This is a genomic window from Acidocella sp. MX-AZ03 (assembly GCF_027626035.1).
In the GTDB taxonomy this organism is placed as follows: domain Bacteria; phylum Pseudomonadota; class Alphaproteobacteria; order Acetobacterales; family Acetobacteraceae; genus Acidocella; species Acidocella facilis.
The window spans coordinates 569,483-581,693 of record NZ_CP110774.1 but is presented as its reverse complement, the minus strand read 5'-3'; the positions used below and the strand labels follow the sequence as shown (position 1 = coordinate 581,693).

Genomic DNA, 12,211 nt, shown 5'->3' with positions numbered 1-12,211 from the left:
TGGAGATGGGGGCGCGCAAGGCGGCGCTGCGGGCGGAGCTTCTGGGGCTACGCGCGGCGCAGGACCCGGCGCTGGGGGCAGCGCTTTGCGCGCATGTGCTGGCGAGCGGGATCATCCCGCCGGATGCGGTGGTCGGCGGCTTCATGCCGATGCGCGGCGAGATCGATATCCTGCCGCTGCTGCACGCGCTGGCGGCGCGCGGCCAGGCCTTGGCGCTGCCGGAAACGCTGCCTTTGGGTCAGCCCTTGGTGTTTCGCGCCTGGATTCCGGGGACGAAGATGCTGCCGGGGCGGTTTCGCACCACTTACCCGGATGCGGTTGAGATTGTGCCGGATTTTCTGCTGATCCCGCTGCTGGGGTTTGATGCCCGGGGACACCGGCTGGGCTATGGCGGTGGGTATTATGACCGGACCTTGGCCGCATTGCCGGGGGCATTCCGGCTCGGCTGCGCCTATGCGATGCAGGAGGTCGCGACGCTGCCGGTGGAGGCGACGGATTTGCCGCTGCATGCCGTGGCGACCGAAACCGGGATCAAAAAATTTTAAAAAGTTTTTTGGGGGTGTGGGGAGTTTTTCCAAAAACTCCCCACCAACGCCCGGGGTTCTGGCAACGCCGTCGCCAAGGCTTCGACATTTACCCCTGCACGTCCGCGGCCGTCTGCCCGTTCGGGGTCTGCCCGCCCGGGGTCAGATGGTCGATAATGCCCGGCAAATGCTGGGCGAGCATGGCGCTGACCTGGCTGGTGTCGAGGCCATATTTATCCGCCAGACCCTGCAGCACCGGCTGGCCGAGCACGCGCTGGATGCTGTCCTGGTCCAGCGGCAAATTCTGTCCATTGCCGATCCAGGAGCCGACATGTTCGCCAAAGCCGGTCTGGGCGAAGCGATCGACCAGACCGTCAACGCCGTCGATCCCGTGCTGGGACAGTTCATTCATCAGCGGGCCGGCAAGCTGGTTGCTCTGCAGGGACTGAAACTCGGTGAACAGGCCGGAGAGGTTTCCGAACAGCGACATGGCGGGCTCCTTTTAAACAGGGCCCCAGCCTAGCCTGGGCGCCGGAAAAAAGCATCCCGAATGCGCAATGGATTCACCAAACCGTTATATTCGTGAGGAATTGCAAAAGTTTTTCCGCTTGCGGCCAGGGCGGCGCGCGCCCAGCGTCAGGGGACAACAACCGGAAAGGAGCCCGAAATGTCCACATTGCTCGGCCAGGAGGCGCTGAAGACCCTGCCCGCGAAATGGGCGCTGGCGCAGGATGGCAAATCCATCACCCAGGACTTCAAGTTCAAGAGCTTCGCCGAGGCCTTCTCGTTCATGACGCATGTGGCGCTGCTGGCGGAGAAGGCGGATCACCACCCGGATTGGTCGAACAGCTATAACAAGGTTTCGATCAGCCTGAGCAGCCATGATGCGGGCGGGGTGACGGAGAAGGATATCGGGCTGGCGAAGGCGATCAGTGAGTTTGTCTGGTTGCCGCAGTAACGCCTTGAAAGAGGTGGGGGAGTTTTTGAAAAAACTCCCCCACACCCCCTCAAAAACTTTCGCAATCTTATTTACCGGGTTTCACTGGCACCCAGCGCGGGCCGGGATCGCCGCCGCTGCCATCCGCGCCGGTGACCATGAATATGGCCGGCATCTGGCCCAGACCCTGCACCTGTTTGCGTAAACCCGCCGCCGTGGCGACGACGACGCCATTCACCTGCTCGATGACATCGCCCGCGACGATCCCGGCTTTTTCCGCCGGCCCCTTGGCGGAGAGCACGGAGACGCCCGTTGCCGCCGGCGGGCCGGCCAGCCCCAGCCCATATTGCGGCAGATCCACCGGGGCGGCCGGTTTCGCATCGGCCTGGGCGATGCTCTCATCCTGCTTGGGCGGCGGCGCCTGGATCACCAGGCTGGCCTGGCCCGGCTTGCCGTCGCGCACATAATCCACGGTCACGCTCTGCCCGGTCTGAAATTCGGCGATGCGGATGGTCAGGGCCTGGGGATCGTCGACCGCGGCGGCGCTGATGGCGGTGATCACGTCGCCGGGCTGCAGCTTGCCGGCGGCGGGGGAATGCGGGTCCACCGCGCCGACCAGCACGCCCTTGGTGGAAGAAAGCTTCAAGGCCGTCTGGATCTGCGGGGTCAGCTCCTCCACCGCCACGCCGAGCCAGCCGCGCTGCATTTTGCCGTCATGGGCCAGCGCCTCGGCCACCGGCTCGGCCATCGCCGAGGGGATGGAGAAGCCGATGCCATCCGAAGTGCCGGAAGGCGAATAGATCGCGGAATTCACCCCGATCACCTGGCCCTGCAGATTGAACAGCGGCCCGCCGGAATTGCCCTTGTTGATGGCGGCATCGGTCTGGATGAAATCATCGAATTTGGTGTCGCCGATCTGCCGGTGTAGGGCGCTGATGATGCCGGCGGTGTTGGAATTGGGCATGCCGAACGGGTTGCCGATGGCCAGCACCCAATCTCCCACCCGCATCTGCGCGGAATTGCCGAACGGCACATAGGGCAGCGGATGCCCGGCATTGATTTTCAGCACCGCGAGATCAGCATCCTTATCCACGCCGGCGATGATGGCGGGATAGACCGTGCCGTCCGGGAAGGTGACGGTGACGTTGCTGGCCCCATTCACCACGTGATGATTGGTGAGAATATAGCCGGCGGGGTCGAAGACGAAGCCGGAGCCCAGCGATTCGATGGTTTTGGGCGGCGGCACCACCCCGCCATCGGCGGCGTTCTTGGTGTCGGCGGCGGGGTGGAAGCCGGTATTGCCGTCGCCGCCATCGCTGCCATCGCCGTTATTGTCGCCATTATCGCCCGCGGCGGGCGGGGTGGCGGAGACCGGCGCCATCGAGGCGATGGAGACCACGGCGGGGCCGACCTTGGCCGCCAGATCCGCCAGCGGCGGCGGCAGCGCCTGGGCGTCATTCGGCGCCAGGCTGGGCGGGGCGGCATGCGCGGCCATGCCGGCGAGCAGAAACAAGGCAGGGAGCGGACGCGCCAGAAACTTCATGCGGCCAAGAGTGGCGGCGGCGGACGATCTTCGCAAGAGGGGCGACAGCGACTATCTCTAGGACATGACCGAAGCAGAGATTCGCGCGGCCCTCGCGCCCTTTAAAATCGAAAACCGCATCGACGGTGTGCATGTTCAGGACGGGCTGGTGCAGGTGAGCCTGCGTGCCGCCCGCCAGGAAGCGGCGGGGCTGGAAGGGCTGCGCCGCGAGATCGAGGCGAGGCTGAAAGGGCTGCAAGGGGTGAAATCCGCGACCGTGGTGCTCACCGCGCATGCGGCCCCCTCTCCGTCTTCGCCCCCCGCGCCCGCCACCGAGCCGCCTTTGCTGCCGGAGGTGAAGCATGTGGTGGCCGTGGCCTCGGGCAAAGGCGGGGTGGGCAAATCCACCGTCGCGGTCAATCTGGCGGTGTCACTGGCCCAGCGCGGGCTGAAGGTGGGGCTGCTAGATGCCGATATTTACGGCCCCTCCTTGCCGAAAATGCTGGGTCTGGCGACCAAGCCGCAGGTGCGTGACGGGCGCATCCAGACGCTGGACGCCTGGGGGGTGAAGTCGATGTCCATCGGCTATCTGGTGCCCGAGGACAAGGCGATGATCTGGCGCGGCCCGATGGTGATGGGGGCGCTGAACCAGATGCTGGGTCAGGTCGATTGGGGGGCTTTGGATATTCTGGTGGTGGACATGCCGCCCGGCACCGGCGATGCGCAGCTGACCTTGGCGCAGAAGGCCAAGCCCTCGGGGCGGTGATCGTCTCCACCCCGCAGGACCTTGCGCTGCTGGATGCGCGCCGTGGCGTGCAGATGTTCGAGCAGGTCGGCATCAAGGTGCTGGGCGTGGTGGAGAACATGTCCTTCTTCTGCTGCCCCGCCTGCGGGCATCGGGCGGAGATTTTCGGCCATGGCGGGGCGGAGCGCGAGGCGGAGCGGATCGGCGTGCCGTTCCTGGGCGAGATTCCGCTGGAGATCGCGGTGCGCGAGGCCGGGGACGAGGGCAAGCCGGTGGTGGCGCATGATGAGAACGGCAAGGTGGCTGTGGCGTTCCGGCAGCTGGCGGCCAGCGTGAGCAAGGCGCTGGGGCTGTAACTTGGCCGAGATCGGCTTCTATCACCTCACCCGGACGGGGCTGGCGCAGGCGCTGCCGGCGCTGCTCGGGCGCACGCTGGCGGCCGGCGAGACGGCGCTGGTGGCCTGCCCGGATGAGACGATGATGGCCGCGCTGGATGATGCGCTGTGGCAGGCGCAGAACCCGGACTGGCTGCCGCACGGCACCGCGCAGTCCCCCTACCCGGAGCTGCAGCCGATCTTCCTGACCACGGACATGCAGAACCCGGCCGGAGCGCGGTTTCTGTTTCGCGTCGGCGGGGTGGAAGCGCCGGTGGAGGGGTTTGCCCGGGCGTTCGATCTGTTCGATGGCAATGACGAGGCGCAGGTACTGGCCGCGCGCGCCCGCTGGAAGGCGGAGAAGGCGGCAGGGCATGTGCTGGCTTACTGGAAGCAGGAAGAGTCCGGCTGGGTGAAAGCCGGATAAAAGTTTTTGGGGCCGCCCCTTTTTTGAAAAAAGGGGCGGAAAACGTCTGGGGTGTTGGCAGCGCCTGTGCCCACCCCCCCCAACGTTTCGCGGCCCTTTTTGAAAAAAGGGCCGCCCTCCAAAAACTTTTGCGCTTTAGTCCTTTACGATGGGCCTGACGTCGCCGTCTTCAAGCAGATCCAGCATGTCGGTGGCGTGGTCTTCCTCATCCGCCAGTATCTCTTCCAGCAACGAACGGGTGGATGGATCCCCGCCTCGCTGAAATATTTGATCAGATCACGATAATGCTCGATCGCCACGCGCTCGGCGACGAGATTGCCTTTCACCATTTCGGTCAGCGTCTCGGCATGGCCATATTCCGTGGCCGAGCGTGAGGCCAGGCCCTCCGGATTGAAATTCGGCGTGCCGCCGAGCTGATCGATCCGCTCGGCGAGGCGCTCCATATGCTCGCGCTCCTCCGCCGCGTGCTCGGCAAATTCCTCGCCGACGCTCTTGGAGGTGATGCCGGACACGGAGATCGAGTTCATCGTGTAGCGCAACACACAGACGATTTCCGTCGCCAGCGCGCCTTGCAGAAGTTCGATGGCGCGCGCGGGGTTTTTATAATCCGGCGTCACCGCGCCATCCGCGATGGATTTTTGCGCCTGGGCGCGCAGCACGTTCATGTCACGTAGGAAATAATTGCCGCTCTCTTGGGTCTTGGCCATGATTGATCTCCGAAACTATCGGACATCCACTTGGCCCTGACGCTGCCCGGATGAAACCAGCGCAATGTGACGGGCGGCTTGAAACCTGTTCATGTCGGCAGCCGCGCGCCATATACCGGGCACAGCCATTGGCGCAGATGCGGCCAGAGCTCGTGATCCTGCAGCCAGGTCAGGTCCTTGTCCGAAACCTCCCGCAACTTGGCTTGCGCGGCCTTGCCGAGATGCAGGCGGATCCCCTTCAGCGTGTGCGCCGGTGCCGCGATATAAAGCTGGTCATAGAGCGCCACCTGCTGGTTCAGCTCGGTCGCCACCCAGATCGGCAATATTTCGCGGGCGCGGGCATGGGCGTCCTCACGCGCGCCGGGGGTGCCCCCCTGCGGCGCGGCGCGCGCGCTTGAATGCAGGCTGTCATCCTCCGGTTCGGGCCGCACGAACCGCGCATGTTCGGCGTCGGCCAGGACGATCAGCGTGTTCAAATGAGTAGGCATGGCCACTCCCCTTATTGCGTTAAACCAGCAATAGCGTCGCCAGAATCGCCGCGTCCTTGATCCTGGTCAAAAAAATCCGAAGGCGGAACGATTGATAAAGCCGCCAACCTATGGTTGCATCATACCTACAGGCCCATGACCACCCAGAAGATGAAGAGGCTCGACATGCTCCCACCCCGCTCGCTTGCCGACCGCCGATGAAAACCGCCCTGATCACCGGCATCTCCGGGCAGGACGGCGCCTATCTGGCGCAGCTGCTGCTGGAGAAGGGCTATCATGTCGCCGGCATGGCGCGGCGCTGTTCAAACCCTGACCAGGCGCGTGCGCGGTTGCGTTGGCTGGGCATCGCGGACGAAGTGGAGATTCTGGACGGGGATCTGACCGATCTCTCCAGCCTGTTGCGGCTGCTGACCCGGGTGCGGCCCGATGAGGTGTATAATCTCGGCGCGCAAAGCTTTGTCGCGCTCTCCTGGCAGCAACCGATTCTCACCGGCGAGGTGACCGGCATGGGGGTGTTCAACCTGCTGGAGGCGATCCGGCTCTCCAACCTCCCGGTGCGGTTCTACCAGGCCTCATCCTCGGAAATGTTCGGCAAGGCGCAGGCGCCGCTGCAGAGCGAGACCACCCCGTTCTATCCGCGCAGCCCCTACGCGGTGGCGAAGCTGGCCGGGCACTGGATTACCGTGAATTACCGGGAAAGCTTCGGGTTGCACGCCTCTTCCGGCATTTTATTCAACCATGAGAGCCCATTGCGTGGCATGGAATTCGTTACCCGAAAGATTACAAATGCCGTGGCAGGGATCAAGCTGGGCTTGAATCAAGGGCTTGAGCTAGGCAATCTTGAAGCGACACGGGACTGGGGACATGCCCGTGATTATGTGAAAGCGATGTGGCTGATGATGCAGCAGGACAGTCCGGGAGATTATGTCATTGCAACCGGACGTAGCGTGAGCATCCGATCATTCTGCGAGATCGCCTTTCGCCATGCCGGGCTCGATTACCGGGATCATGTACGGGTGAATCCCGCTTTTTTCCGCCCGGCGGAAGTGGATTGCCTGCGCGGCGACGCGGCCAAGGCGCATCTCACCCTGGGCTGGGTGCCGCAGGTCGGGCTGGAGGCGCTGGCCGCCGAGATGGTGGAGGCCGATCTGCACCGTCTGTCGCGCGCCGCATGACCAGGCTGCTGATCACCGGCGCCAGCGGTTTCGCCGGACGGCATCTACTGGCGCATCTGCGCCAAGAGGCACCGCATCTGGAATTACTCGCCCCCTCGCTCGACATTACCGACCAGAAGGCCATCGAGGCGCTGATCGCAACCGCGCAGCCGGATATTTTGCTGCATCTGGCTGGCATTTCCTCGCCCCGCCATGCCGCCGCCAACCCGGAGCGCAGCTTCACGGTGAATGTTCTGGGCAGCCTCAATCTGGCAGAGGCGGTGCTGGCGCATGCGCCCGCCTGCCGCTTCATCTTCGTCTCCAGCACGGAAGTCTATGGCCGCGCCTTCATCGATGGCGAGGCGGTGACGGAGGCGACGGTGCCCGAGCCGGTCGGCCCCTACGCGCTGAGCAAGGCCAATGCCGAGGAGGCCCTGGCCGCGCTGCCGGGGCTGAAGCTGCTGCGCCTGCGCGTGGCCAACCATACCGGGCCGGGGCAGCTGCCGGATTTCGTGGTGCCGGCCTTCGCGCGGCAGATCGCGCGGATCGAGGCGCGGCTGCAGCCGCCGGTGCTGAAGACGGGAAATCTCGATAGCTGGCGAGATTTCCTGGATGTTCACGATATTTGCACGGCCTATAATGCAGCCTGCGCCTTGCCCGACTTCGCGCCCAAGGAGGTGCTGAACATCGCCAGCGGCAAGCCGCAGCGCATCGGCACGCTGCTGGACATGCTGCTGAGCATGGCGCGCGTGGAAATCTCCGTGCAGCCGGATGCGGCGCGCCAGCGGCAGGGCGAGATCCGCTATACCCTGATCGACGCCAGCCGGGCCAAGGCGCGGCTGAACTGGGCGCCGCGGCGCGCCATGCGCGAAACCCTCGCCGCGACGCTGGCCTATTGGCGCGCGGAGGCGGCCAAGGAAGCTGGCTAGAGCAATATGTGTTTAGGTTGACGCGCCAGCGTCAAGATAAACACATGGAATTGCTCGCTAAAACAAAACTTAAAGCATCGAGCTAAAAGCTTGATGCTTTAAGCCGCGGCCCTTTGTCCGAAAGGGCCGCGAAGGTTCGGGGGCTTGGTGGCGCCCGTGCCAAAACCTCGAGGTTTTTGACGCTTTTTTGGGGCTTGTTGAGATTTAAGGATTCCCCTGACCACGTCTTTTGTGATTCACGCTTTTCATGGAAGAGCGTTTTGTCCTGACTGACGCCCAATGGGCGAAGATTGAGCCGCACTGCCTTGGGAAAGTGGGTGATCCCGGGCGGAGCGGTTTGAATAACCGCTTATTTGTTGAAGGTGTTTTGTGGATTGCGCGCACGGGCAGCCCGTGGCGTGATCTGCCGCCGTGGTTTGGTAAATGGAACACGGTGTTCAAGCGTTACCGTGACTGGGTAAAAGCTGGTGTTTTTCAGAAGCTTTTCGAGGCCTTATCGGATGAGCCGGACATGGAATACGCGATGATCGACGGCACGGTTGTAAAGGTCCATCGCCATGGCCAAGGCGCAAAAGGGGGACCAAAAGCCAGGCCATAGGGCGCAGCGTCACCGGATGGGCGACCAAAATCGTCGCTTTAACAGACGCGCTCGGCAATCTGGTCCGCTTCGTCATTATCCCCGGTCAGCATTTTGACACTGTCGGCGTCGCCCCGCTCATCCAGCAGGCGGACTTTGCCGCTTTGCTTGCCGACAAGGCATTTGACGTAGAGTGGATCCGTGAGGCTCTGGAAAAGCAAAAGGCAGAGGCCGTCATTCCCCAACGGAAAAACCGTATCGTCAAACGCGATTATGACAAAACGACCTATAAGGCCCGCCATCTCATCGAAAACTTTTTCGCCAAACTCAAGGAGTTCAAGCGTATCGCCATGCGCAGCGACAAGACAGACCAATCCTTCAAAGCAATGATCTATCTCGCCGCTGCAACAATCAATTCACGATGAATGTCAACAAGCCCTGAAAAAAAGCGGCATCAAAAAACTTTTACGTTTTTACAGGGGGTTTTTACTTCCCCGTCCAGCTCGGCTTGCGCTTCTCGATGAAGGCGGCCATGCCTTCCTGCTTGTCCTGGCTCGCCGCCAGGCCGAAGAACATCCGCCGCTCGAAGCGCACCCCTTCCGACAGGCTGGTCTCGAACGCGGCATTGACCAGCTCCTTGTTCGCTTTCACCGCCAGCGGGCCGAGCCCGGCGATGGTCGTTGCCTGGGCCAGCGCGGTTTCGATCAGCTTCGCCGCCGGGACGATCTCGGCCACCAGCCCCGCGCGCTCGGCTTCCTCGGCCCCCATCATCCGGCCTGTAAGGCACATCTGCATCGCCTTCGCCTTGCCGACGGCGCGGGTGAGGCGCTGCGAACCGCCCATGCCCGGCGCGGTGCCGAGCGTGATCTCCGGCTGGCCGAATTTCGCGGTATCGGCGGCCAGGATGTAATCCGCCATCATCGCCAGCTCGCAGCCCCCGCCGAGCGCGTAACCCGAGACGGCGGCGATCCAGGGCTTGGAGGTGGCGCGCAGCATGCGGTCATAGCCGGCGAATTTGTCCGGCCCGTACATGTCGGCGAAGCCCTGGGTCTGCATCTCCTTGATGTCCGCCCCGGCGGCAAAGGCCTTCTCCGAGCCGGTGAGCACCAGGCAGCCTTGCCCCGCATCCGCCTCGAACGCGGCGAAGGCGGCTTCGAGATCCGCCAGAACCTGGGCGTTGAGCGCGTTCAGCGCTTTCGGCCGGTTCAGGGTGACCAGCGTCACCGCGCCATGCTGTTCGACGATCAGCGTCTCATAAGCCATGATTTTGGCATCCTTCCTTGTGGTGCGGCCAGATTAGCATGGTTACGAAAAATCCGGCGCACGCTTGGCCAGAAAGGCCGCAATGCCCTCCTGCCCTTCCGCGCCGCGCAGGGCGGTGGCAATGGCGCGGGCTTCCCATTCCATCTGCTCCTCCAGCCCGGTGGAAAGGCTGCGCGCCAGCAGCGCCCTGGTGCCGGCCAGCGCCGCGCCCGGCCCTGGGCCAGCGTCCGCGCCACCGTCAGCGCCTCGGCCTGCGGGTCATCGGCGACGCGGGTGATCAGCCCGATGGCGGCGGCTTCCTGGGCGCCCACGCGGCGATTGGTGAGCGCCAGCTCCTGGGCCCGGCGCAGCCCGACCAGACGTGGCAGCAACCAGCTCGCCCCCAGATCCGGCGTCAGCCCGATGGCGGTATAGGCGACTGTGAAATGCGCGGCGGGCGCGGCGATGACGATATCCCCCAGCATGGCGAGCGACAGCCCCGCCCCTGCCGCCGGACCATTCACCGCCACGACCAGCGGCTTGCCCATGCGCGCCAGGCGGGAGACGGCGCCATGCAGGATGGTGGTCATTTCCTTGGCCAGATGCGAGACCCGCGCCCCCGCCGCGGCGAAGCCGTGAATATCGCCGCCGCCGCAAAACAACGGACCATTGCCGGTGAGCAGCACGGCGCGGATGGAGGCATCCTCATCGCACTCGATGGCGGCGTCGAACAGAGCGCGGGACATCTCCGGGTTCAGCGTATTGGCCGCGTCTGGGCGGTTGAGGGTGATGCGGGCAAGCCCGCTTTCGCGGGTGAAAAGCAACGGCGGCGGCGGGTTCATGAACAAACCTCTTGGTACATTATTTACTAACGCGTAGGTTCCATGCTTCATTGCCCCCGTCAAGATGAAGCCTGGATGTGATGGATAAGAGCGCGCCCGCGATCCCCCTTTCCGCAATGCGCGCGAGCGTGAGCAGGAGCGTGCGGCCAAGCGCGATGCTGTGCTGCGGGCGGCGGTGCGGATGTTCAATGAGCGCGGCTACCACACCACCTCGCTCGACGATGTCGCCGCCAGCCTCGGCATCTCCAAGCCGCTGATCTATCATTATCTGGGGGCGAAGGAGCAGGTGCTGTTCGAGTGTCTGCGGCTTGGAATCAGCCGGCTGCGCGAGGCGGTGCGGCAGGCCGAGGCGCTGCAAGGCAATGGGCTTGAGCGGCTGAAGCTTTTCCTGTGCATCTATGCGCAGGTGATCATGGATGATTTCGGGCGCTGCGTGATCCGCACCGGGGACGAGGTGCTGGCGCCGGAGAGCCGGGCGCAGTTCCGCGCGCTGAAACGCGAGATCGACGAGGCGCTGCGGCGGTTTCTGCAAGCGGCGTCCGATGATGGCTCGGCGCGGATCAGCGATGTGAAGCTGACCGCCTTTGGCCTGGCCGGCGCGCTGAACTGGACGGCGCGCTGGCAGGAGGCCGAAGGCGATCTGCCGCCGGAGCCGCTCGCCGCGAAGCTGGTGGATATCCTGCTTCGCGGGATTGAGCCGAGAGGATAGTTACTCCTTGATGCCGTAGGCGGCGTCGTAGATTTTATGCGTGTAGGCACCTTCCGGCAGTTTGGTGATCACCGGATCGGTCTTGTCCGCCATCAGCACGCTCACCGTACGCTGGTAGGCGGCTGGGTCGAGATAGCCGTCCTTGTCCTTGCCGTCGGTGAGCAGCGTGGCGACGGAGCCCATCATCCTGGTCTGATGCGCCGCATCCAGCACCCCGGCGGTGTCGTTATCCATCACGATTTTTACCGCTTCGGCCTGGTGGGCGGCGGCATAATCCCAACCCTGCATCGTGGCTTTTACGAATTTGGCCAGGTCGGCCGCCTTCTGCGGGTTAGCCAGCTCGGCATCGGTGGTGTAGAGCCCGTCTTCGAGCATCGCCACGCCTTCATTCTGATACTTGAAGACGACGAGCTGGTCCGGCTTCATCCCGGCTTCGATCAGCTGCCAATATTCATTATAATTCATCGTCGAAATGCAGGCGGCCTGCTTCTGCAGCAGCGGCTGCACGTTGAAGCCTTGTTTGAGAACCTTGACATCCGGGTTGGCGCCGGAGGTGGTGTAGCCGAGCTTGCCCATCCAGGCGAGGAAGGGATATTGGTTGCCGGCAAACCAGACACCCAAAATTTTGCCTTTGAAATCCTTCGGTGAGGTGACGCCGCTATCCTTGCGGCAGGTGAGTTCGAGGCCGGATTTCTGAAAAACCTGGGCGATGTTGACGAGCGGCACGCCCTTCTCACGCGCGGCCAGTGCGTCCGGCATCCAGTCCACGATCACATCGGCACCGCCGGCGGCGATGACCTGGGAGGGGTTGATGTCCGGTCCGCCGGGCTTGATGGTCACGTCCAGCCCGGCATCCTTGTAAAACCCCTTGGCCTGGGCGACGTAATAGCCGGCGAACTGGGCCTGCGTGACCCATTTCAGCTGCAATGTCAGATGATCCGCGGCCGAGGCGGCGGATGCGAAACCAAGCGACGGGGCCAGCGCCAACATCCAGGCCAGGGTCTTCTTCATGATCTTCAGCCTCTCCTATAGGG

At 63.7% G+C, this 12,211-nt stretch carries 14 protein-coding genes and 1 pseudogene; 8 read left to right on the top strand and 7 right to left on the bottom strand.

The window, feature by feature from the left end; all coding sequences use genetic code 11:
* Positions 1-5: 5 nt before the first annotated feature.
* Positions 6-545 carry a 5-formyltetrahydrofolate cyclo-ligase gene (locus tag GT370_RS03300; protein WP_270183892.1) on the top strand — a complete coding sequence of 180 codons (540 nt, stop codon included), beginning with the start codon at positions 6-8 and terminating at the stop codon, positions 543-545.
* An 88-nt stretch (positions 546-633) separates the two neighbouring features.
* Here the strand turns inward: GT370_RS03300 and GT370_RS03295 are convergent, their stop codons facing one another.
* Positions 634-1,014, bottom strand: coding sequence for a YidB family protein (locus GT370_RS03295; protein WP_008493232.1), 381 nt, complete (start codon positions 1,012-1,014; stop codon positions 634-636).
* 177 nt (positions 1,015-1,191) lie between these two features.
* On the opposite strand from GT370_RS03295, the gene GT370_RS03290 reads away from it, so the two are divergent.
* The gene (locus GT370_RS03290) at positions 1,192-1,482 is read left to right on the top strand and encodes a 4a-hydroxytetrahydrobiopterin dehydratase (protein ID WP_008493233.1); all 291 of its coding nucleotides are present in this window, start codon (positions 1,192-1,194) and stop codon (positions 1,480-1,482) included.
* A gap of 67 nt (positions 1,483-1,549) precedes the next feature.
* On the opposite strand, the gene GT370_RS03285 is transcribed toward GT370_RS03290, so the two are convergent.
* Complete coding sequence (locus GT370_RS03285) at positions 1,550-3,004, bottom strand: trypsin-like peptidase domain-containing protein (protein WP_008493235.1); 1,455 nt, start codon at positions 3,002-3,004, stop codon at positions 1,550-1,552.
* A gap of 64 nt (positions 3,005-3,068) precedes the next feature.
* Here GT370_RS03285 and GT370_RS03280 point away from each other — a divergent pair.
* Both GT370_RS03280 and GT370_RS03275 read left to right on the top strand, forming a co-directional pair.
* Positions 3,069-4,084 (top strand): annotated as a pseudogene (locus GT370_RS03280) (Mrp/NBP35 family ATP-binding protein).
* Between the two features lies 1 nt (position 4,085).
* Positions 4,086-4,529, top strand: a complete 444-nt coding sequence (locus tag GT370_RS03275) for a DNA polymerase III subunit chi (RefSeq protein WP_270183891.1) — start codon at positions 4,086-4,088, stop codon at positions 4,527-4,529.
* A gap of 143 nt (positions 4,530-4,672) precedes the next feature.
* Here the strand turns inward: GT370_RS03275 and GT370_RS03270 are convergent, their stop codons facing one another.
* Complete coding sequence (locus tag GT370_RS03270) at positions 4,673-5,236, bottom strand: ferritin-like domain-containing protein (protein ID WP_333490011.1); 564 nt, start codon at positions 5,234-5,236, stop codon at positions 4,673-4,675.
* Positions 5,237-5,325: 89 nt separating this feature from the next.
* Positions 5,326-5,724 (bottom strand): baeRF12 domain-containing protein, encoded by a 399-nt coding sequence (locus GT370_RS03265; protein ID WP_083878497.1) that lies wholly within the window; start codon positions 5,722-5,724, stop codon positions 5,326-5,328.
* 197 nt (positions 5,725-5,921) lie between these two features.
* Between GT370_RS03265 and GT370_RS03260 the strand changes: the two genes are divergently transcribed.
* From GT370_RS03260 to GT370_RS03250, 3 genes are all read left to right on the top strand, one after another.
* A complete protein-coding gene (locus GT370_RS03260; protein ID WP_008493240.1) occupies positions 5,922-6,899 on the top strand; it encodes a GDP-mannose 4,6-dehydratase in 978 nt (325 codons plus the stop codon).
* Positions 6,896-7,807, top strand: coding sequence for a GDP-mannose 4,6-dehydratase (locus tag GT370_RS03255; protein WP_008493241.1), 912 nt, complete (start codon positions 6,896-6,898; stop codon positions 7,805-7,807). The genes GT370_RS03260 and GT370_RS03255 overlap by 4 nt, the downstream gene beginning before the upstream one ends.
* A gap of 247 nt (positions 7,808-8,054) precedes the next feature.
* Positions 8,055-8,809 (top strand): IS5 family transposase gene (locus tag GT370_RS03250; protein ID WP_144052895.1). Its coding sequence is split into 2 segments (ribosomal slippage): positions 8,055-8,388 and positions 8,388-8,809, totalling 756 coding nucleotides; the frame shifts between segments, so codons are not numbered across the junction.
* Positions 8,810-8,870: 61 nt separating this feature from the next.
* Here the strand turns inward: GT370_RS03250 and GT370_RS03245 are convergent.
* Complete coding sequence (locus tag GT370_RS03245) at positions 8,871-9,647, bottom strand: enoyl-CoA hydratase-related protein (RefSeq protein WP_008493242.1); 777 nt, start codon at positions 9,645-9,647, stop codon at positions 8,871-8,873.
* Positions 9,629-10,468 (bottom strand): enoyl-CoA hydratase/isomerase family protein, encoded by an 840-nt coding sequence (locus GT370_RS03240; protein ID WP_270183890.1) that lies wholly within the window; start codon positions 10,466-10,468, stop codon positions 9,629-9,631. The genes GT370_RS03245 and GT370_RS03240 overlap by 19 nt, the downstream gene beginning before the upstream one ends.
* Before the next feature lie 160 nt (positions 10,469-10,628).
* Between GT370_RS03240 and GT370_RS03235 the strand changes: the two genes are divergently transcribed.
* Entirely contained in the window at positions 10,629-11,177 is a 549-nt protein-coding gene (locus GT370_RS03235) for a TetR/AcrR family transcriptional regulator (protein WP_270183889.1), read from the top strand.
* Here GT370_RS03235 and GT370_RS03230 read toward each other — a convergent pair whose 3' ends face one another.
* Positions 11,178-12,188 (bottom strand): ABC transporter substrate-binding protein, encoded by a 1,011-nt coding sequence (locus tag GT370_RS03230; RefSeq protein ID WP_008493245.1) that lies wholly within the window; start codon positions 12,186-12,188, stop codon positions 11,178-11,180.
* Between the last annotated feature and the right edge of the window lie 23 nt (positions 12,189-12,211).

Bases quoted from the DNA above. Each gene is read 5' to 3' on its own strand.
- GT370_RS03300 (WP_270183892.1), top strand. From the start codon at position 6: ATGGGGGCGCGCAAGGCGGCGCTGCGGGCGGAGCTTCTGGGGCTACGC.
- GT370_RS03295 (WP_008493232.1), bottom strand. From the start codon at position 1,014: ATGTCGCTGTTCGGAAACCTCTCCGGCCTGTTCACCGAGTTTCAGTCC.
- GT370_RS03290 (WP_008493233.1), top strand. From the start codon at position 1,192: ATGTCCACATTGCTCGGCCAGGAGGCGCTGAAGACCCTGCCCGCGAAA.
- GT370_RS03285 (WP_008493235.1), bottom strand. From the start codon at position 3,004: ATGAAGTTTCTGGCGCGTCCGCTCCCTGCCTTGTTTCTGCTCGCCGGC.
- GT370_RS03270 (WP_333490011.1), bottom strand. From the start codon at position 5,236: ATGGCCAAGACCCAAGAGAGCGGCAATTATTTCCTACGTGACATGAAC.
- GT370_RS03265 (WP_083878497.1), bottom strand. From the start codon at position 5,724: ATGCCTACTCATTTGAACACGCTGATCGTCCTGGCCGACGCCGAACAT.
- GT370_RS03260 (WP_008493240.1), top strand. From the start codon at position 5,922: ATGAAAACCGCCCTGATCACCGGCATCTCCGGGCAGGACGGCGCCTAT.
- GT370_RS03255 (WP_008493241.1), top strand. From the start codon at position 6,896: ATGACCAGGCTGCTGATCACCGGCGCCAGCGGTTTCGCCGGACGGCAT.
- GT370_RS03245 (WP_008493242.1), bottom strand. From the start codon at position 9,647: ATGGCTTATGAGACGCTGATCGTCGAACAGCATGGCGCGGTGACGCTG.
- GT370_RS03240 (WP_270183890.1), bottom strand. From the start codon at position 10,468: ATGAACCCGCCGCCGCCGTTGCTTTTCACCCGCGAAAGCGGGCTTGCC.
- GT370_RS03230 (WP_008493245.1), bottom strand. From the start codon at position 12,188: ATGAAGAAGACCCTGGCCTGGATGTTGGCGCTGGCCCCGTCGCTTGGT.